Below are 20,074 nucleotides of genomic sequence, written 5' to 3' on the forward strand. Positions count from 1 at the left end.
GCTGCGGCTGTACCGGTGCGGGTGTGGGGCGCCCTGACCGACTACGGCACCCCAAGCCCGAGCCGAACCACCCCCACCCCGGCCACGACACCCCGAACCCGAGCCGAACCACCCCCACCCCGGCTACGGCACCCGAGCCCGGGGCGGCCCGTCCAGTCCCGCCTGGGCGATCCGCACCCCCAACTGCGTACGGCTCGCCGCGCCCAGCGTCTCCGACAGCCGGGCGATATGGGCCCGGCAGGTGCGCACGCTGATCCCCAGCCGCTCGGCGATCACCGCGTCCTGGTGCCCCTCCGCCAGCAGCGCCGCGATGGACCGCTCCCGGTGCGAGATGCCCTCGATGCCGGTGTCGGGCAGCGGAGCGGTGATCGGCAGCGCCAGCCGCCACAGCCGTTCGAAGACGGTGACCAGGTACTCCACCAGCGCCGGGTGGCGCAGCTCCAGCGCCATCGTCCGCTCCGCGTTGGCCGGCACGAACGCCACCGTACGGTCGAAGAGGATCAGCCGGTCGATCACCTCGTCCAGCGTCCGCGCCTCCACCGCGTCGCCCATCAGCTCCATGTAGTGCAGCAGTCCCTGCCCGTGCCGGGCGACGTGCGTGTACAGGTCGCGCATCCGCACCCCGCGTCCGCGCAGCGCCAGCGCCCGGTGCAGCCCCTCGGAGAGCTCGTGCTCGCGCCGGATGCCGCCGGGCTGCACGGTCAGCACCTCCGTGGTGCACGCCTGGGTCGCCTCGTCCATCGCGGCCTGGATGCGGGCCAGCCCGTCCAGCACCCGGATCGCCGTGCCCTCGGCCCCCGCCGCAGGCCGCCGCTGTCCGCTGCCCCCGCCCAGGGCGGCGTACCGCTCGATGGCGGCCACCGCCGACCCCACCCGCCGCTGACCGGCGCTGACCTCGTCGTACACCTCGCGCAGCAGCCGGGTCACGACCTCCCGCGGAGCGGTCGGCACCAGCCAGTCCATGGCGTCGGGGTCGGGGTGCAGCAGCGCCAGGTCCAGCAGACAGGGCGCCGCCTCGGCCTCCCGGCGCTCCACCCGGCCGCGCCGCACGGCCCGGGAGTACACGCGGTCCCCGGCTTCGCACAGTCGGTCAGCACCGTGTGGATGCCCGTCCGTCCCGTGCCCGGCCATCGCCCAGCCCACCCCCGCATCCCGCCCGCTCTCCGCAGCGCCACTATGCGCGGGCCGGGACCGGCTGTGCAACAAGGGGCCTACTTCAGGCCGATCTCCGCGCACCGCGCCTCGTACGCGGCGGTGCAGATGTCGGAGATCTTGTGGATGCCGTCGGCGACGACGGTCTCCTCGATGTTCTTCTTGGTCAGGGCGGTGACGGAGACCAACTGGGCCGGGATGTCCTGGTGGGTGGGGCTGTCCACCCGGTCCGTGGTGAGCGCGTCGAACTGGATGTCCTTGCCCTGCACCCGGGCCACGGCCATCTCGGCCGCGTTCTCCGCCTCCTGCGGGTAGGACTTGTACACGCTCATGTACTGCTCCCCGGAGACGATCCGCTGCACCGCCTCCAGTTCCGCGTCCTGCCCGGTGACCGGCGGCAGCTCCGTGACACCGGCGGCCTTGAGCGCCTCGATGACGCCGCCCGCCATGCCGTCGTTGGCGGAGTAGACACCGGCGATCCGGTCCGCGCCGAGCTTCTGGATCGCCTCGGCCATGTTCTGCTCGGCGTTCTCCGGCTTCCAGTCCACGGTGTCGTACTCGGCGCCGACCCGCACGTTCCCGGCCAGTTCGGTCAGGGCTCCGGCCTTGAACTGGCGGGCGTTGGGGTCGGTGGAGGAGCCGTTCATCATGACGATGGTGTCGGTGGCGGCGTCACCGCCGAGCGCCTCCAGGAGGGAGCGGCCCTGGACCTCGCCCACCAGTTCGTTGTCGAAGGAGATGTAGGCGTCGATCGGGCCCTCGGCCAGCCGGTCGTACGCGATCACCGGGATACCGGCGTCCTTGGCCTTCTTCACACTGTCCGCGATGGCGTGCGAGTCGACCGCGTCCAGCACGATGACGTCGACCCCGTCGTCGACCATCTTCGCCATCTGCTGGGTCTGCTTGCTCGCGCTCGCCTCGGCGTTGGCGTACTGGACCATGCCCTGGCCGTCGGTCAGCGCGTCCACCTTCTTCGTGAAGATGGGCCGGTCGAACTCCTCGTAGCGGGTGTTGTCCCGCTCCGGGAGCAGCAGCCCCACCATGAGGTCGTCGCCCTTGGTCGGGCTCGCGTCGTCACTGCCGCCCGACACGTTCAGCGCTCCGCAGGCCGTCAGCGAAACGGTCATCGTGGACGCCGCCACGGATATGGCGATACGGCGCATGCAGGAGATCACTTCTGGTGCCTTCCGGACGCGGTGGCCGCTTTGCGACCCAGGTGACTGAAAAGACAACGCGCACACCCGCCCACCCGTCAAGCGATACCACTTAACGAGATCGCAACATCACGCTGCGCAGCCGACCTGAAGCACAGGCGGCCGGGCCCTCAACTTTCCTTCACACAACGGTCGTTGCATGATCACAGCCGGTTGCACAAGATCCGTACAACCAAGTCCAATCGTCACGAGTCGTGATCACGGAGGCCGCTCCCCGCCTCCGTTTTTTCGAGCAGAGGACCGAATGAACTCAGCCAGACGCACGACCACGGCCGTCGCCTCGACGGTCGTCGTGCTCGCCACCGCGGGCGGACTGCTCACCGTCGCCGCCGCGCCCGCCTCCGCAGCCGTGAGCTGCTCCTCGCCCGTCTTCAAGCGGCAGTTCTTCGCGAACACCACGTTCTCGGGGACACCGAAGAAGACCGACTGCGACTCCGCGATCGACCAGAACTGGGGCACCGGGGCACCGGCCACGGGACTGCCGGCGAACAACTTCGGCGTCCGCTGGTCCGTCACCCGCGACTTCGGCTCCGGCGGCCCGTTCTCCTTCGCCGCCTCCGCGCAGGACGGCATCCGCGTCTACCTCGACGGCACCCGCGAGGTCGACCTGTGGAAGAACGTGTCGTCGACCCGGAAGAAGACGGTCAACGTCACCGTCCCCAAGGGCAAGCACACCCTCCGCATCGACTTCGTCAACTGGACCGGCAAGGCGGACGTCAAGTTCTCCTACACACCGAGGACCTCCGCCTCCGTCGACAAGGTCAAGCCCCTCACCCCGGCCGGCATCGCCGTCGCCCACGACCCGGCCACCGGCAAGGCGAAGATCACCTGGTCCAAGAACAAGGAGATGGACCTCGCCGGCTACCGCGTCCACCGCCGCCTGAAGGGCACCTCGTACGCCGCCGAGCCGCTCGCCACGACCACCTCGACGTCGTACACGGACACCACCCTCCCGAAGACCGGCCAGACGTACTACTACGAGGTCCGCGCCTACGACAAGGCGGGCAACGAGTCGACGGGGACGGCCGACCAGGGCGTCACCACGGTGGACAAGACCCCGCCCGCCGCACCGTTCGTCGAGATGGACGCCTGCCCGGCCGACCAGCCCTACGCGGCCCCGGAACTGGTCACCACCGCGGCCAACGCCGCCGACATCGCCCTGTACGAGCTCCAGCGGCGGGACGCGGCCACCGGTGCCTGGACGACCGTCGCCACCGGAACCAAGGGCGCCTTCTGCGACACCGGCACACCGGCCGACGGCGCCAAGGTCACCTACCGCGGCCGGGCCCGCGACGCCGCCGGCAACTGGTCGCCGTATTCGGCCGCCGCCACCTTCACCACCTCCGACCGGACCCCGCCGTCCGCCGTCACCGACGCCCGCGTCGAGTACCGTTCCGGCGTCCCGCACCTGGTCTGGTCCCCCGTCGACGGCGCCACCGCCTACCAGGTCCTCCAGTACGACCCGGCGACCGGCGGCTGGCTCGACGCCCTGCCCGTACCGGGCACCACCGACGGCACCGACATCGTGCCGCGCCAACTGGCCGCCGTGAGCGGTTCCTACCGCTACGCCGTGCACGCGGTGGACGCCAAGGGCAACGCCGCCGCACCCACGGAGATCACCCTGGAGATGGCCGCCCGCCCGGAGGCCATCCCCGCCTTCCGCACCACCGCCGTGCCGTTCGGCGAGGGCGTGATGGTCGAGTGGAGCGGCACCGACCCGTGGGCGTACGACGGGAACGGCCCGCTGCCCACCTACCGCCTCGTCCGCACCGACCCGGCCACCGGCGAGAGCACCACCGTCGACCTGTGCAAGCCGAACAACGCGGTCGACCTGCCGCTGGAAGCGCCGCGGACGTACTGGACCTGGTCGGGCTCGGACGCTCCCGCGTACGCCGGCCGCAAGCAGGTCAACGGGGTCTGCTGGGACGTCTCCGGCAGGTCCGAGACCACCTACGAGTACCGGGTGGTGACGACCGGCCCCCAGGGACACGACTCGCGGCCCGGTCCGGCCGCCACCGCCACCACCCCGGACACCGAACGCCCGGCCCCGGTGGAGAACCTGACCGCCGAGACCATCCCGCTCGGCGTCCACCTGACCTGGACCCCGCCCGCCGACGACGACGTGCAGAAGTACCACGTCTGGCAGGGCGTCACCGACCCGGACACCGGGGAGACGGTCTGGGAGGAGAACTGCTGGACCGGCAGTTCCCTGACCGCCACCGAGATCTACTGCCCGACGGTGCCCGACGGCGCCGCCCACGTCTACCGGGTGGCCGCCTCGGACGGCTCCGGGCTCATCGACCCGTACGCCGGTCCCGCCGCGTACAACACGGCCGACATCACCGTCACCCTGCCCGACACCCGGCCGCCCGGCTGGACCGGCACCTCGGTCCGCGAGGACCAGTACCCGGAGCTGTACGTGGGCTGTTCCGAGTCCTCGGGCCTCGGTGACTGCGCCCGGTTCGCCGGTTACCGCGTGGAGCGCTGGGACCCGGCCACCGCCTCCTACACCGTCCTGACGCAGGGGACGGCGGGCGACGCCGCCTACTTCATGGACACCACGGTCAACGAGGACCGGCTGGGCCTCTACTACTACCGTGTCGTCCGCACCGACGCGTCCGGCGCCGACGCCGTCACCACGTCGCAGGCGTACGGCATCTGGGACTCCTGGCTCTGACCGGCCGCGCGGGCGGAGAAGCGCAGACAGAACGCGGCCGGGAAAGCACCGGCAGGAAACAGGAGAGGGGCCCGGACGTCTCCGGGCCCCTCTCTCCGTTCTCTCCGTGCGGACGCGGCGTCAGTCCGACGCCTGCCGCCCCTTCGGCCGCCACACCACCAGCGCGCTGGTCTGCTGGACCTCCTGGTACGGGACCAGGTCCCGGCGGTACGACGCGTGCACCGCCGCCTCGCGCTGGCGCATCGCCGCCGCCGCGCCGTCCAGGGCGGCCTCCATCTCGGCCACCCGGGCCTGCAACGCCGCGACCTGGTTCTCCAGTTCGATGATGCGCTTGATGCCGGCCAGGTTGATGCCCTCGTCCTGCGACAACTGCTGCACCGTACGGAGCAGTTCGATGTCCCGGGCCGAGTAGCGGCGCCCCCGGCCGGCGGTGCGGTCCGGGGAGACCAGGCCCAGACGGTCGTACTGACGCAGGGTCTGCGGGTGCAGACCGGACAGCTGGGCCGCCACCGAGATGACGTAGACCGGGGTGTCCTCGGTCAGTTCATACGGATTGCGTCGACGGCCGTCCATCCCCATCAAGCTCCCTTCGCGGCCTGGAACAGCTCCGCCCGCGGGTCCTCACCCGCGGTCGCCTCGCGATACGCCTCCAGCGCTTCACGAGCCTTCCCACTCAGATCCTTCGGAACACTCACCTCCACGGTGACCAACAGGTCCCCGCGGGTGCCGTCCTTGCGGACCGCGCCCTTGCCGCGGGCGCGCATGGTCCGCCCGTTGGGCGTGCCGGCCGGCAGCTTCAGCGTGACCGGCGGGCCGCCCAGGGTCGGGACCCGGACCTCCCCGCCGAGCGCCGCCTCCGCGTACGTCACCGGGACGGTGACCGTGAGGTTGTCGCCCTTGCGCCCGAAGACGGCGTGGTCCTTGACGTGCACGACCACGTACAGGTCGCCCGCCGGACCGCCCCGCTCGCCCGGCGTGCCCTTGCCGCGCAGCCGGATGCGCTGCCCGTCCGACACCCCGGCCGGGATGCGGACCTGCATGGTCCGCGACGACTTGGCACGCCCGGAGCCCTTGCAGACGTCGCAGGGGTCCTCCGCGATCAGACCGCGGCCCTTGCAGTCCGGGCAGGGGTCGGTCAGCGAGAACCCGCCGCCCGAGCCCCGCGTCACCTGGCCGGTGCCGACACAGGTCGGGCACACCCGCGGGGTGCCGTTCTTGTCGCCGGTGCCCGAACACGCCTTGCAGGGAGCCTGCGAGGACATCCTGAGCGGCACCGTGGCGCCCTCGATGGCCTCCGTGAAGCTCAGGGTGACCTCGGACTCGATGTCCTGGCCGCGCCTGGGCTGGGTCCGGGCGCCGCCCGCGGCACCGCGGTTGAACAGGCCCCCGAACACGTCACCGAGTCCGCCGCCGAAGCCGCCGGCTCCCTGTCCGCCGCCCTGGGCGCCCCCGAAGAGGTCGCCCAGGTCGAAGTTGAAGGTGCCGCCGCCCGCGCCGGGCCCGGGGCGGAAGCCCCCGTTGCCGAAGAGCGCGCGGGCGTCGTCGTACTCCTTGCGCTTCTTGGGGTCGCCGAGGACGTCGTTCGCCTCGGAGATCTCCTTGAAGCGCTCCTCCGCCTTGGCGTTGCCCTTGTTGGCGTCCGGGTGGTTCTCGCGGGCGAGCTTCCGGTACGCCTTCTTGATCTCGGCGTCGGTGGCGTCCTTGGGGACGCCGAGGACCTTGTAGTAGTCCTTCTCGATGAAGTCCTTGGTGCTCATCCCCGACGTCCCTCCTTCCTCCTGCTCACAAGCTCAGCCCTCGTCCGGGCCACCGCTCTCCTTGTCGTCGGCGGAGTCCGCGCCGGCCGCCTTCTCGCTCTCCTCGGCCGGCTTGACCGTCTGCGCCCCGGGCTGGGGCTCGGCCACGGCCACCCGCGCGGGGCGGATGGTGCGCTCGCCGATCCGGTACCCGGGCTGCAGGATCGCCACGCAGGTCGTCTCGGTGACGTCCGGCGCGTAACTGTGCATCAGGGCCTCGTGGATCGTCGGGTCGAAGGGCTCGCCCTCCTTGCCGAACTGCTGGAGGCCCAGCTTGGCCGCGACCGCCTCGGTCGACTCCGCCACCGACTTGAAGCCGCCGACGAGTTCGCCGTGTTCCCGGGCGCGGCCGATGTCGTCGAGCACCGGGAGCAGCTCGCTCAGGAGGTTCGCCACGGCGATCTCCTTCACGGCGACCCGGTCCCGCTCGACCCGGCGGCGGTAGTTCTGGTACTCGGCCTGGAGCCGCTGGAGGTCCGCGGTGCGCTCGTTGAGCGCGGTGCGCACCTGGTCCAGCTGGGCCACCAGACCCGCGTCCTGGCTCGCGTCCCCGGCCGGGGCCGCCCCCGCCTCCGAAGAGGAGGGGGCGGCCTTCGGCTCGGCGTCTTCGGGGGTGGCGCCGGAGGGGACGTCGGGCTTCTCGTCAAAACCCGGGGTCTCCTCCGTCACGCGGCACCGTCCTTGCGCTCGTCGTCGACGATCTCGGCGTCGACGACATCATCGTCGGCCTTGGACTGGCCGGCACCGGCACCCGCGCCCGGAGCCTCGCCGCCGGCGGCCTGCGCGCCCTGGGCGTCGGCGTACATGGCCTGGCCCAGCTTCTGCGAGACGGCGGCGACCTTCTCGGTGGCGGTGCGGATCTCGGCGATGTCCTCGCCCTTGAGCTTCTCCTTCAGCTCGCCGACGGCGGTCTCCACCTCCGTCTTCACGTCACCGGGGACCTTGTCCTCGTTGTCCTTGAGGAACTTCTCCGTCTGGTAGACGAGCTGCTCGCCCTGGTTGCGGGTCTCGGCGGCCTCGCGGCGGCGGTGGTCCTCCTCCGCGTACTGCTCGGCCTCCTGGCGCATCCGGTCGACCTCGTCCTTCGGCAGCGAGGAGCCGCCGGTGACGGTCATCTTCTGCTCCTTGCCCGTGCCCAGGTCCTTCGCGGTCACGTGCATGATGCCGTTGGCGTCGATGTCGAAGGAAACCTCGATCTGCGGGACGCCGCGGGGCGCCGGCGGCAGACCGGTCAGCTCGAACATCCCGAGCTTCTTGTTGTACGCCGCGATCTCGCGCTCGCCCTGGTAGACCTGGATCTGCACGGACGGCTGGTTGTCCTCGGCGGTGGTGAAGATCTCGGACCGCTTGGTCGGGATCGTCGTGTTCCGCTCGATCAGCTTGGTCATGATGCCGCCCTTGGTCTCGATGCCGAGGGACAGCGGGGTGACGTCGAGGAGCAGGACGTCCTTGACCTCGCCCTTGAGGACACCGGCCTGCAGGGCGGCGCCGATGGCGACGACCTCGTCCGGGTTGACGCCCTTGTTGGCGTCCTTGCCGCCGGTCAGCTCCTTGACCAGCTCGGCGACGGCCGGCATACGGGTCGAGCCACCGACGAGGACGACGTGGTCGATCTCGCTGAGCTGGATGCCCGCGTCCTTGATCACGTTGTGGAACGGCGTCTTGCAGCGCTCCAGGAGGTCCGCGGTCAGCTGCTGGAACTGGGCGCGGGTGAGCTTCTCGTCCAGGTGCAGCGGGCCCTCGGCGGAGGCCGTGATGTAGGGCAGGTTGATCGAGGTCTCGGTGGACGAGGACAGCTCGATCTTCGCCTTCTCGGCGGCCTCGCGCAGGCGCTGGAGCGCCATCTTGTCCTTGCTCAGGTCCACGCCGTGACCGGACTGGAACTGCTTCACCAGGTAGTCGACGACGCGCTGGTCCCAGTCGTCACCACCGAGGTGGTTGTCACCGTTGGTGGCCTTCACCTCGACGACGCCGTCGCCGATCTCCAGCAGCGAGACGTCGAACGTACCGCCACCGAGGTCGAAGACGAGGATCGTCTGGTCGTCCTTGTCGAGGCCGTACGCCAGGGCGGCGGCGGTCGGCTCGTTGACGATGCGGAGCACGTTCAGACCGGCGATCTCGCCGGCCTCCTTCGTGGCCTGCCGCTCGGAGTCGTTGAAGTACGCCGGGACGGTGATGACCGCGTCGGTCACCTTCTCACCCAGGTACGCCTCGGCGTCCCGCTTCAGCTTCTGCAGCACGAAGGCGCTGATCTGCTGGGGGTTGAAGTCCTTGCCGTCCAGGTTGATCTTCCAGTCGGTGCCCATGTGGCGCTTGACCGACCGGATGGTCCTGTCGACGTTCGTGACCGCCTGACGCTTGGCCACCTCGCCGACCAGCACCTCACCGTTCTTGGCGAAGGCGACGACGGACGGCGTGGTCCTGGCGCCCTCGGCGTTGGTGATGACGGTGGGCTCGCCGCCCTCCAGAACGCTGACGACGGAGTTAGTCGTGCCCAGGTCGATGCCGACCGCACGTGCCATGGTTGATTCCTCCAGCTGACTTGAGTGGAACAGGCTCAAGTGTGCACGACGGCTCCCGCTGGGTCAACAGACCTGAGTCCAGCAGACTCAACTCTTATCCGTTCCTTACGCGCAACAAGTCGCTGACCTGCACAGATGCCGTGCGGCGCGTCTGCCGCACCGGGAAATTCCCCACCCGCCAGGGCGCCCGGGATGCCTGTGGCGCGTCGAGCGGGGGTGCTTGCCGCGGCCCGTACGGGGGTGCCGGGCGCTTTTCGCGCGGGGCCGATACCTTCCCGGTCCCGTACGACGACAGCCTCCGCGCCCTGAAGGGCGACGGCAGCTTCCGGGTCTCGTACGGCCGCGGCGCCTTCTGGGTCTCGTACGGCTGCGACACCTTCCGGGTCCCGTACGGCTGCGGCATCTTCTGGGTCTCGTAGGGCCGCGACACCTTCTGGGTCTCATACGGCCGCGACACCTTCCGGGTCCCGTACGGCGACAACCGCCGCGCCCCGTACGGCGGCGACAGCTTCCGCGTCTTACGCAACGGCGCCGCCCGCTCCGTCCGGCAGGACGGCGGCGTCCGCTCCGCCCCGCAGGAGGGCGGCACCCGCCGCGCCCCGTACGGCGGCGACACCCTCCGCACCCCGTACGACCGCGCCCGCCGCACCTCGTGCACCCCCGCCCGCGCCAGCGAGAGCACGCCGACGATCCCCACCCCGGCCACCCACAGCACGGCGGTCTCGTGCAGCCGGCCGAGGTGCACGAGCACCCCGACGAGCACCGAGCCGAACGCCCCGGCGGCCGGCAGCAGCACCGCGCCCCGCGCGGTCAGCCCCAGCCGCCGCAGCCGGTGGGCGAGGTGGTCCGGGGCGGAGCGGCGCGCGGGCCGCCCGGCCGGACGCCGCGCCATGAGGACCAGTACGGCGTCGGCGCCCACCACGGCGGTGAGCGCGCCCAGCACCACGGCCCCGTCCCCGGCCGCGTGCCCCGCACGAACGAGCACCGCCGCCGAGGCCAGCGTGAACCCCGCGGACAGCGACCCGCACGCCCCGAGTCCGCTCCGCGCGGGCGGCCAGTCGTAGGACAGCACCCCGGCGAGCGCGGCGGCCAGCACGCACAGCAGCACCGCGAGCCCGTCCATCAACTCCGCCGCCGCGCACACCCCGAGCCCGAGGGCGGTCACCACCCCCACCGTCCCGGCCAGCCCGTCGGCATGGTCGAGCCCCCGGAAGGCGAGGGTGACCAGCACGATCCACACCACCGCCGCCGCCCCGGCCACCACCCCCGTCTCCTCGTACGGCACCACCCAGGCCGCCGCCACCGCCGTGCCCGCCGCCTGCCAGCGCCGGCGCAGCCGCCACACGTCGGCGGCCAGCCCCAGCAGGCCGACCCCGGCTCCGCCCGCCAGCAGCGCGGCCAGCGGCGTGCCGAGCGGGACGACGCCGGCCCGCTCCCCGGCCCAGGCGGCCAGCCCGGCGCCGGCCACGGCCGCGATCCCGCCGGACAGCGGTACGGGCCGCCGCGCCGCCGGTCGCCGCCCCACCACCCCGGCCCGCAGGGCGAGGGGCCGCAGCAGCGGTGCGAGCAGGGCGGCGAGGAGGGTGACGGACACGATCCCGTAGAGCACGGCCTTAAACTAAGCCGAATATCGCGATATGCGATGAATGTTCCGTCCGGTTCGGCGTGGCGACGCCAGGCCGAGGGCAGGGGACCCAGGGGACCCAGGGGACCCAGGGGACCCAGGGGACCCAGGGGACCACTCAGGGTCGCCTCAGCGACACAGATCACCACACGCCCGACTACAGTGCGGCGGAGGATAGGGGTAGTCTCGAACGGACTGCATAAGCTACCGCTCAGTAACCCAGTAGCACCGACCCACCACTCACCCACCCCCTCGAAACCCTCGCAGGCCCGAGGAGCCCCCAAATGCAACTCGCCGCGATCATCGTGTCGCTGGTTCTGATCGTGGTCGGCGTGGCACTCTTCGCCCGCGCCGTCCTCCAGATCGTCCGCTACATGCGGCTGGGCCAGCCCGTGCCGGCCGGCACCCGGACCGACCAGCCCGCGCAGCGCACCCTCACGGTGGTCAGGGAGTTCCTCGGCCACACCCGGATGAACCGCTGGGGCGTCGTCGGCGTCGCGCACTGGTTCGTGGCGGTGGGCTTCTTCTCGCTGCTGCTGACCATCGTCAACGCCATCGGCCAGCTCTTCCAGGCCGACTGGCTGCTGCCGGTCCTGGGCGACTGGGCGCCGTACAACGTCTTCGTCGAGTTCATCGGCACGATGACCGTGCTCGGCATCCTCGTCCTGATCGGCATCCGGCAGCTGAGCCACCCGCGCAAGCCGGGCCGCAAGTCCCGCTTCGCCGGCTCCAACTTCGGCCAGGCGTACTTCGTCGAGGCCGTCATCCTCATCGTCGGCGTCTGCATCTTCATGCTGCACGCCCTCGAAGGCGCCCAGCACCACGTGGACAGCTACGAGGCGTCCTTCTTCATCTCGTACCCGGTGGTGTCGTGGCTGGAGGGCATGGACCTCTCCACCCTCCAGAACCTCACCTACTTCTTCGCCGGCCTGAAGATCGCGACCTCCTTCATCTGGATGATCACGGTCGCCCTGAAGACCGACATGGGCGTGGCCTGGCACCGCTTCCTGGCCTTCCCCAACATCTGGTTCAAGCGCGACGCGGCCGGCGGCACGTCCCTGGGCGCCCTGCTGCCGATGACGTCGGGCGGCAAGCCGATCGACTTCACCGACCCCGGCGAGGACGACGTCTTCGGCGTCTCCCAGGTCGAGCAGTTCTCGTGGAAGGGCCTGCTGGACTTCTCCACCTGCACCGAGTGCGGCCGCTGCCAGTCCCAGTGCCCGGCCTGGAACACCGGCAAGCCCCTCTCCCCCAAGCTCCTGATCATGAGCCTGCGCGACCACGCGCACGCCAAGGCCCCGTACCTGCTGGCCGGCGGCGGCAAGACGATGGAGGGCGAGGAGAAGGCGTCCGCCGAGCAGCTGAAGGACGTCCCCGCGGCGGCACTGGCGGAGGCCGGACGCCCGCTGATCGGCACCCTGGAGGAGAACGGCGTCATCGACCCGGACGTCCTGTGGTCCTGCACCACCTGCGGCGCCTGCGTCGAGCAGTGCCCGGTCGACATCGAGCACGTCGACCACATCGTCGACATGCGCCGCTACCAGGTCATGATCGAGTCCTCCTTCCCCTCCGAGGCGGGCACGATGCTCAAGAACCTGGAGAAGAAGGGCAACCCCTGGGGCCTGGCGAAGAAGCAGCGCCTGGAGTGGACCAAGGAGGTCGACTTCGACGTCCCGGTCGTCGGCAAGGACATCGAGGACCTCACCGAGGTCGAGTACCTCTACTGGGTCGGCTGCGCCGGCGCCCTGGAGGACCGCGCCAAGAAGACCACCAAGGCCTTCGCGGAGCTGCTCCACATGGCGGGCGTGAAGTTCGCCATCATGGGCGGCGACGAGAAGTGCACCGGCGACTCCGCCCGCCGCCTGGGCAACGAGCCGCTGTTCCAGGAACTGGGCATGGAGAACGTCATGTCCCTCAACGCCGCCTTCGGCGAGGAGATGGACGACGACGGCAAGGTCCTGCCCGAGTCGGCGAAGCCCAAGTCGGCGAAGAAGATCGTCGCCACCTGCCCGCACTGCCTCAACACCCTGGGCAACGAGTACCCGCAGCTCGGCGGCGACTACGAGGTCATCCACCACACCCAGCTGCTCCAGCACCTGGTCGACGAGGGCCGACTCACCCCGGTCACCCCGGTCGAGGGCATCATCACGTACCACGACCCCTGCTACCTGGGCCGCCACAACAAGATCTACACGCCGCCGCGCGAGATCATCGCCGCCGTCCCCGGCGTCCGCAACGAGGAGATGCACCGCCACAAGGAACGCGGCTTCTGCTGCGGCGCGGGCGGCGCCCGGATGTGGATGGAGGAGCGGATCGGCAAGCGCATCAACAACGAGCGCGTCGACGAAGCCCTCTCCGTCAACCCGGACATCGTCTCCACGGCCTGCCCGTTCTGCCTGGTCATGCTCACCGACTCGGTCAACGGCAAGAAGAACGACGGCAAGGCGAAGGAGTCGATCCAGGTCGTCGACGTCGCCCAGCTCCTCCTGGACTCCGTGAAGACCCCGGCCGACCCGACGGGCGAGGCGGAGCCGGAGACGGCGCCGGAACCGGAGCCGGTGAAGTAACTCCCCGCTTTTGGCGCCCCGTGTCCCCCCGGAAACGGATGACACGGGGCGTCGGCATGTCCGGACGACATCCCTCAGTTGAGCGAGCCCAGCCGTCCTCCTCGGCTCTCTGCGATCCGGAGGACCTGCTGAAGGGACTCGGCCAACCGCACGGCGAGATACCGCAGCTCCCCGTCGGGGGCACTGGGCAGCATCCCGCGCGCATGCACGAGCAGCCGCTCCCCCATCTCCAGCTGCACCGACTCGGTGACGTCCGCGAGCCGGGAGACGGTCCCGCCGTGCCGGTCGGTGATGAGGTAGGCGGGCTTGGCGCCTTCGGCGGCGAAGCAGGGCAGTAGGCGGATATGGTCGGTCATTGTCATCGGCCCTCTCAGTTGTTACGGGTGTGGGCTGCTGACCACACCCCCGGACGGCTCCACCCGTCGCGGGGGCTTTGTACGCGGTCTACCGCAGTCTACTGCGGTCGCGCGGTAGACCGCAGAGTTTTAGCGTCAACCGCATGACTCCTGACCTCGACCGGACCCGGCCCGTCTGGCGTCAGGTCGCCGCAGCGATCGCGGACCGCATCGCCGACGGCCAGTACCCCGTGGGCGCCCGCGTCCCATCAGTCGTCGAACTGTCCGCCGAGTTCGGCATCGCCGCCTCGACGGCGCAGAAGGCTCTGAGCCATCTCAAGGCGGAGGGACTCATCCGTGCCGAGGTGGGCCTCGGCTCCTTCGTCGCCCGGCGTCCGGAGGACACGCCGCCCTCCCCCTAGGGGATATGAGATGACCCCGTAAGGGATGTCACAGCTCGGCCGCAAAGGGCCCTCCCCGGGCCCGGGTCCGGCACGCCACTCACCGGGACCAGGTACGTTCGGATGCGTGGCTGGATTCAGGATCGGACGCGGCCGGGACAACGGCGCTCCTCAGACGCGACCGCAACACCCCCCGCACGGGCAGCAGACACCGCCGGGACAGCCGTACGGCTATCCCCCGGCGCCGCAGCCGTACCCCCCGCAGCCGCCGTACACCGGCGGCGGCCAGTGGCCGCAGGCGAACGGCGGCGGCTACGGCGGCCAGGGCGGCGGACACGGCGAGCCGGAGTACTTCGGCGACGGCGGCTACCCGCAGGGCGGCCCGCCCGGCGCCGCCCCGCACGACCCGTACGCCGCCAACACCCCCGGCCACACCCAGGCCTTCTCGATCGGCGAGGACCCCTACACCCAGGGCGACACCTACCGCGCCGGTACGGCGTCCACGCCGCCCGCCGGCCCGATCGGCCCCCGCCTGCACTGGAAGGACCTGCTGAAGGGCATCGTCACCAGCCCCAACCAGACCTTCCTCCAGATGCGGGACTACACGATGTGGGTCCCCGCCCTCATCGTGACCTTCGTCTACGGCCTGATCGCGGTGTTCGGCTTCGACGGCGCCCGCGAGGACGCGATCAACGCGACGCTCTCGAACGCCATCCCGATCGTCCTGGTGACGGCCGTCGCCATGGTCCTCTCCGCATTCGTCCTGGGCGTGGTCACCCACACCCTCGCCCGCCAGCTCGGCGGCGACGGGGCGTGGCAGCCCACGGTCGGCCTCTCCATGCTGATCATGTCGCTGACGGACGCGCCGCGCCTGATCGTCGCCATGTTCGCCGGCGGCGACGCGCCCTTCGTCCAGATCCTGGGCTGGATCACCTGGGTCGCGGCCGGCGCCCTGCTCACCCTGATGGTCAGCCGTTCCCACGATATGCCCTGGCCGAAGGCACTGGGCGCCTCCGCGATCCAGCTGGTCGCCCTGCTGTCGATCGTGAAGCTGGGCACGTTCTGAGACACACGGGACACACGCGAAGGGGCTCCCTCATCCCGAGGGAGCCCCTTCGCACATGCCGTGCCGTGCCGGCCAACCCGGCTCAGGCGTCGAGCACCTGCCCGCTCCGCCGCACCACGGGCTGCTGGACGGACCACGGGAAGTTGATCCAGTCGTCGGTCCGCTTCCACACGTACTCGCACTTCACCAGCGAGTGGGACTTCTCGTAGATCACCGCGCTGCGCACCTCGGCGACGGTCTCGAGGCAGAAGTCACGCACCAGCTTCAGCGTCTTGCCGGTGTCGGCGACGTCGTCGGCGATGAGGACCTTCTTGTCGGAGAAGTCGATGGCGTTCGGGACGGGAGCCAGCATGACCGGCATCTCCAGCGTCGTCCCCACCCCCGTATAGAACTCCACATTCACCAGATGGATGTTCTTGCAGTCGAGCGCGTACGCGAGCCCGCCGGCCACGAACACCCCACCGCGCGCGATGGACAGCACGACGTCCGGCTCGAACCCGTCGTCCGCCACGGCCTGCGCGAGCTCGCGGACGGCGACGCCGAACTGCTCGTAACTGAGATTCTCCCGAACGTCACTCACACCTATGTCCGCTTTCACACCTGGGTCCGATGAAAATTGAGGAAGGACCGGGAGGCGGTCGGCCCCCGCTGCCCTTGGTACCGCGACCCGTACCGCTCGCTCCCGTACGGGTGCTCGGCCGGCGAACTGAGCCGGAACATGCACAGCTGCCCGATCTTCATGCCCGGCCAGAGCTTGATGGGGAGCGTGGCCAGATTGCTCAGCTCCAGCGTCACGTGCCCGGAGAACCCGGGGTCGATGAACCCGGCGGTGGAGTGCGTGACGAGCCCGAGCCGCCCGAGCGACGACTTCCCCTCCAGCCGCGAGGCCAGATCATCGGGCAGCGTGATCACTTCATACGTACTGGCCAGCACGAACTCACCGGGATGCAGGATGAACGGCTCGTCCCCCTCCGGCTCGACCAGCCGCGTCAGATCCGCCTGCTCGACCGAGGGGTCGATGTGCGGATACCGGTGATTCTCGAACACCCGGAAGAACCGGTCGAGACGCACATCAACACTGGACGGCTGCACCATCGAATCGTCGTAGGGATCGATCCGTACCCGCCCGGCGTCGATCTCGGCCCGGATGTCCTTGTCTGAGAGAAGCACGCCCCGAGGATACGCAAGGCGCGCAGAGCGACCACAATCGGCCACTCCGCGCGCCCGGAGCCTTCCTGCTGCTACCGCTTCTCGTAACTCACCGGCACGACGCTGCGCAGCCGCGCACACCTCGGACACCGGACGAGCCGCCCGGGACCGAGCCGCTCGGCCTGCTGCATCGGGAACGAAGAGGTGCTGAACACGTGCCCATCGGCACAGCGGACGACGGTGCGCTCCATCAAGTCCTTCAAGTCCCTTCCCCAAGAGCCGCGTCTGACCAGGTTCACCTGGCGACAAAAGCCACAGTACGGGATGAAAGGAACGGCCCTCCAGGCGGCACTCCGCCCCACCCGACCCTCTCCGGCGGCCCCCACCGTACGCCCCAACTCCGGCCCCCCGCAGCCCCGTCCTCCCACCCACAGAACGCCGACAGGCCCCACGGCACGAACACCGGGAGCCTGTCATGAGGTAGAGTGAGCGAGCACCGGGACACCGGCTCGACCGGCGGTCCGTTGCTTACGCGGGTGTAGTTTAATGGTAGAACATCAGCTTCCCAAGCTGAGAGCGCGAGTTCGATTCTCGTCACCCGCTCCAGAGCTGAGGCCCAGGTCATCGACCCGGGCCTTTTTGCTGTCCGCAGTTTTCCACAGGGGCACATCGGCGTTCGGAAGAGCGGCAGAATGCCCGCATGGCTGTCGGTGGAGATCTCTGGGACGGCTTCGAGCAGCGCGTCGCGACGTTCGACCGGGAGGCCGCGAGGCTTGCCGCCGACAGAGCCGAGGCGGAACGGCGGCACGCCCGTGGCGGTAGCAGTGACGCAATGCAGGAAGTGCCGGCCGAGCCGTAGACAGTACGCTGGCTTCAACGAGATCGGACCCGCCGACAGTCTCCGGGAGGCACGTCATGACTGCCGAGATGGTGGCCCCGGCGTGGATGCACGAGCAGATCACGGCGGAGGAGTACGAGTCGTGGTCCGAGGAGCAGTGCTCCGGCATCGAGGTCGTGGATGGAATGGTCGTCGTGAGCCCCAGCGCGTCCAAACGGCACAATCGGCTGGCCCGGCTCCTGGCCAACGCCCTGGACGCCGCCGCGGGGCCGGACTGGAACGCCGACACTGATTTCGACGTCCGACTGCAGGACGTCCCGCTGACCAATCGCCGCCCCGACGTCATCGTCTACCGTGCGGACACGATCGACATCACACCCACCCGCCCCGAGCACGTACTGCTCGTGGCCGAGGTGGTGTCGCCGGGCTCGGAGACCACCGACCGGGTCGTGAAGGTCGACCAGTACGCCAAGGCCGGGATCGGTTTCTACTGGCGGGTCGAGCAGGCAGTGACAGGCGTGCCCCTGGTGTACACATATGTCCTCGATCCAGCAACGAGGTCCTACCGGGAGGCGGACGTCTACACCGGGATTGTGAAGGCCGCCGCCCCCTTCACTGTGGAGATCGACCTCAGTCAGGTCTGAATCGAACTAACGAGCTCGTGCACGGTAGGCGGTGGGACGCCGAGCCCGGATGGTTGATCATGGTCAGGTGGTGCGGAACTCAACGCGTGCGGTGATCATCAGTAATCGGCGGATCACGGGCCTGACTGTGGGAGTCATTGCTGAACTCGTCGAGGAGATCGGCCCGTTGTGGCAAAAGCGCCACCAGGCGCGGCTTGCCGCCCGACCGCGGAAGCGGGCCGTGGGCGCCGGCGCCAAGCACCGGCTGGTGTTCATCGACCGGCTGCTGGCCACGCTCGTCCATCTTCGGCACGGTGTGACCCACGACGTGCTGGCCTGCTGGTTCGGCGTGGACCGCTCCACCATCACCCGGGCCGTCAGTGAGGTGCGGCCCCTGCTCGCCGAGCGCGGCTGCACCGTCAGCCCCGACGTGCGGCTGCGAACTCTGGCCGACGTCGTCGACCACCTCGGCGCGAGCGGGACGACCGCCATCGTCGACGGCACCGAGATCCGGGTCCGTCGGCCCGCCGCCGGACGCAGGGACCGCGACAAGTTCATCTCCGGCAAGAACAAGCAGAACGCCGTCAAGTCCATGGTGGTCACAGACGGCGAAGGCCGCGTGCTGTGGTGCAGCCCAGCGCGGCCCGCAAGCTGCGCGGACATCACCCACGCCCGCCAGTTGGGGCTGGTCGAGCTCTTGGCCGACGGGCCCGCGGTGGAGATCCTCGCCGATGCCGGCTACCAGGGTCTGGGCGCGCAGACCGGCGGCCGCGTGGTGACACCACCGCACCGCAAGTTCAAGAAGGACGTCCCGCACTGGTACGAGGAGATGCACGAGCGTCAGCGCAAGGCACACTCCTCACGCCGTATTCGGGTCGAGCACGGCATCGCTCATCTGAAGAACTGGCGAGCCCTGGCCCGCCACCTCGGCCGCCGCGAGCACATGAGCGACACCGTCCAGGCCGTCGCCGGCCTGCTGTCCCATCAGCAGACCGCGGACCTCACGTCGACACGGCAGAGGTGAACACCGAGCCCCGCCGCCATCCTCGGCGTCCCACCGCCTACCGTGCACGAGCTCGTTAGCCGTAGACCACCGACCACGGGCGCGGGGCGTCGTCCGGGGAAGCCGAGGCGCTGCCGTGTCTCGTCGTCGCCGTGTGGTCGCGGGCCAGGACGTCGGCCGCGAGTTCCGCGAACCGGCGGGCGGCCGGGTGGGCTCCGCGACCGGTGGGCCAGGCCCCGCCGATGCGCGAGGTGAGGGGGCGGCCGGCCAGGGGGCGCCAGGCGACGCGGGGCTCCTTGCGGGCCATCGGCCCTTGGTCGAAGGCGACCGCGTGGCCCGCCGTCACCATGGCCAGCAGGAACTCGGGGTGGGACGCATGGCGCAGGCGGCCGGGGACGAAGCCCTCGGCGCGGCACACGTCGAGGATCCGGTCGTACCAGCCGGGTGCGTGTGCTCTCGGGAAGAGCACCAGGTCGTGGCCGGACAGCTCGCCGAGCGTCACCTCCGGCGATCGCGCCAGGGGCGAGGGACGGGGCAGGACGACCCCCAGGTCCAGTGAGGTCTCGGGACCGAGCCGGAGCCCGGTGGCGTCGACGGGGTGGTGCACGAGTCCGACGTCCAGCCCGCCGGAGGAGAGCAGCCGCACCTGCTCCTCGGTGGTGACCTCCCGCAGGTCGACCGAGAGCCCCGGAGCGTGGTCCGCGCAGGCGGCCAGCAGGGCGGACAGGACGGCTGCCGTGGTGTCGGGCGGTACGCCCGCGCGCAGGGTGCCGATGTCGCCGGCGGCGGCGCGGCGGGCCAGTTCGCGCAGTCTCTTCTCCCGGGCGAGGAGTTCGTGCGCCTCTTCCAGCAGGGCCGCCCCGGCGACGCTCAACCGGACGCCGCGCTGGGAGCGGTCGAACAGCTCCGCGCCGAGGTCCTTCTCCAGCCTCCGTATGGCCTGGCTGAGCGGCGGCTGTGCCATGCCGAGCCGTTCGGCGGCCCGGCTGAAGTGCAGCTCGTCGGCCACGGTGACGAAGAGACGCAGGTGGCGTAGGAGGTCCACGGGCCGGATCGTACGTGAAGCCGCCGCGACCGCCGAGCCGGCGAGGGGCGGGCTGTCGGTGG

18 protein-coding genes and 1 tRNA gene are annotated in these 20,074 nt (G+C 70.4%); 8 read left to right on the plus strand and 11 right to left on the minus strand.

The genetic code is table 11. The features are described 5' to 3' along the window. Nucleotides 1-123: 123 nt before the first annotated feature. Both J7I94_RS17265 and J7I94_RS17270 read right to left on the minus strand, forming a co-directional pair. The gene (locus tag J7I94_RS17265) at nt 124-1,131 is read right to left on the minus strand and encodes a helix-turn-helix transcriptional regulator (protein WP_215168010.1); all 1,008 of its coding nucleotides are present in this window, start codon (nt 1,129-1,131) and stop codon (nt 124-126) included. A gap of 80 nt (nt 1,132-1,211) precedes the next feature. Then, nucleotides 1,212-2,315: a substrate-binding domain-containing protein gene (locus J7I94_RS17270; protein WP_215168011.1), complete on the minus strand. Its 1,104-nt coding sequence runs from the start codon at nt 2,313-2,315 to the stop codon at nt 1,212-1,214. A 295-nt stretch (nt 2,316-2,610) separates the two neighbouring features. Here J7I94_RS17270 and J7I94_RS17275 point away from each other — a divergent pair, with 295 nt between their 5' ends. Next, nucleotides 2,611-5,043, plus strand: coding sequence for a PA14 domain-containing protein (locus tag J7I94_RS17275; RefSeq protein ID WP_215168012.1), 2,433 nt, complete (start codon nt 2,611-2,613; stop codon nt 5,041-5,043). A gap of 120 nt (nt 5,044-5,163) precedes the next feature. On the opposite strand, the gene J7I94_RS17280 is transcribed toward J7I94_RS17275, so the two are convergent. The 5 genes from J7I94_RS17280 to J7I94_RS39240 form a co-directional block, all read right to left on the minus strand. Further along, nucleotides 5,164-5,616 (minus strand): heat shock protein transcriptional repressor HspR, encoded by a 453-nt coding sequence (locus J7I94_RS17280; protein WP_215168013.1) that lies wholly within the window; start codon nt 5,614-5,616, stop codon nt 5,164-5,166. Nucleotides 5,617-5,621: 5 nt separating this feature from the next. Then, nucleotides 5,622-6,800 (minus strand): molecular chaperone DnaJ, encoded by a 1,179-nt coding sequence (gene dnaJ, locus J7I94_RS17285; RefSeq protein ID WP_215168014.1) that lies wholly within the window; start codon nt 6,798-6,800, stop codon nt 5,622-5,624. A gap of 33 nt (nt 6,801-6,833) precedes the next feature. Further along, entirely contained in the window at nt 6,834-7,508 is a 675-nt protein-coding gene (gene grpE / locus J7I94_RS17290; RefSeq protein WP_215168015.1) for a nucleotide exchange factor GrpE, read from the minus strand. Next, nucleotides 7,505-9,361 (minus strand): molecular chaperone DnaK, encoded by a 1,857-nt coding sequence (gene dnaK / locus J7I94_RS17295; protein WP_215168016.1) that lies wholly within the window; start codon nt 9,359-9,361, stop codon nt 7,505-7,507. Before dnaK ends, grpE begins: the two co-directional genes overlap by 4 nt. A 94-nt stretch (nt 9,362-9,455) precedes the next feature. Then, nucleotides 9,456-10,970 (minus strand): undecaprenyl/decaprenyl-phosphate alpha-N-acetylglucosaminyl 1-phosphate transferase, encoded by a 1,515-nt coding sequence (locus J7I94_RS39240; RefSeq protein WP_215168017.1) that lies wholly within the window; start codon nt 10,968-10,970, stop codon nt 9,456-9,458. Between the two features lie 299 nt (nt 10,971-11,269). Between J7I94_RS39240 and J7I94_RS17305 the strand changes: the two genes are divergently transcribed. Further along, nucleotides 11,270-13,552 (plus strand): heterodisulfide reductase-related iron-sulfur binding cluster, encoded by a 2,283-nt coding sequence (locus J7I94_RS17305; RefSeq protein ID WP_215168018.1) that lies wholly within the window; start codon nt 11,270-11,272, stop codon nt 13,550-13,552. Nucleotides 13,553-13,626: 74 nt separating this feature from the next. On the opposite strand, the gene J7I94_RS17310 is transcribed toward J7I94_RS17305, so the two are convergent. Continuing rightward, on the minus strand, nt 13,627-13,914 hold the full coding sequence (locus tag J7I94_RS17310) for a hypothetical protein (protein ID WP_215168019.1): 288 nt from the start codon (nt 13,912-13,914) through the stop codon (nt 13,627-13,629). 137 nt (nt 13,915-14,051) lie between these two features. On the opposite strand from J7I94_RS17310, the gene J7I94_RS17315 reads away from it, so the two are divergent. Both J7I94_RS17315 and J7I94_RS17320 read left to right on the plus strand, forming a co-directional pair. Further along, a complete protein-coding gene (locus tag J7I94_RS17315; protein ID WP_215168020.1) occupies nt 14,052-14,309 on the plus strand; it encodes a GntR family transcriptional regulator in 258 nt (85 codons plus the stop codon). A gap of 25 nt (nt 14,310-14,334) precedes the next feature. Beyond that, nucleotides 14,335-15,354, plus strand: coding sequence for a Yip1 family protein (locus J7I94_RS17320; protein ID WP_215168021.1), 1,020 nt, complete (start codon nt 14,335-14,337; stop codon nt 15,352-15,354). A gap of 82 nt (nt 15,355-15,436) precedes the next feature. Here the strand turns inward: J7I94_RS17320 and J7I94_RS17325 are convergent, their stop codons facing one another. Both J7I94_RS17325 and dcd read right to left on the minus strand, forming a co-directional pair. Continuing rightward, nucleotides 15,437-15,934, minus strand: a complete 498-nt coding sequence (locus J7I94_RS17325; protein ID WP_215168022.1) for a phosphoribosyltransferase — start codon at nt 15,932-15,934, stop codon at nt 15,437-15,439. 14 nt (nt 15,935-15,948) lie between these two features. After that, entirely contained in the window at nt 15,949-16,524 is a 576-nt protein-coding gene (dcd, locus tag J7I94_RS17330) for a dCTP deaminase (RefSeq protein ID WP_215168023.1), read from the minus strand. Between the two features lie 511 nt (nt 16,525-17,035). Between dcd and J7I94_RS17335 the strand changes: the two genes are divergently transcribed. The 4 genes from J7I94_RS17335 to J7I94_RS17350 all read left to right on the plus strand — a co-directional run bounded on the left by J7I94_RS17335 (nt 17,036) and on the right by J7I94_RS17350 (nt 18,988). Next, nucleotides 17,036-17,109: transfer RNA gene (locus J7I94_RS17335), tRNA-Gly, on the plus strand. Between the two features lie 94 nt (nt 17,110-17,203). Then, nucleotides 17,204-17,362, plus strand: coding sequence for a hypothetical protein (locus J7I94_RS17340; RefSeq protein ID WP_215168024.1), 159 nt, complete (start codon nt 17,204-17,206; stop codon nt 17,360-17,362). Between the two features lie 56 nt (nt 17,363-17,418). Beyond that, the gene (locus J7I94_RS17345; RefSeq protein WP_215168025.1) at nt 17,419-17,985 is read left to right on the plus strand and encodes a Uma2 family endonuclease; all 567 of its coding nucleotides are present in this window, start codon (nt 17,419-17,421) and stop codon (nt 17,983-17,985) included. Nucleotides 17,986-18,016: 31 nt separating this feature from the next. Then, complete coding sequence (locus J7I94_RS17350; protein ID WP_308114593.1) at nt 18,017-18,988, plus strand: transposase family protein; 972 nt, start codon at nt 18,017-18,019, stop codon at nt 18,986-18,988. Between the two features lie 55 nt (nt 18,989-19,043). Here the strand turns inward: J7I94_RS17350 and J7I94_RS17355 are convergent, their stop codons facing one another. Continuing rightward, nucleotides 19,044-20,012 carry a LysR family transcriptional regulator gene (locus J7I94_RS17355; RefSeq protein ID WP_215168026.1) on the minus strand — a complete coding sequence of 323 codons (969 nt, stop codon included), beginning with the start codon at nt 20,010-20,012 and terminating at the stop codon, nt 19,044-19,046. Between the last annotated feature and the right edge of the window lie 62 nt (nt 20,013-20,074).

The organism is Streptomyces sp. ISL-12, from assembly GCF_018614415.1.
In the GTDB taxonomy this organism is placed as follows: Bacteria; Actinomycetota; Actinomycetes; order Streptomycetales; family Streptomycetaceae; genus Streptomyces.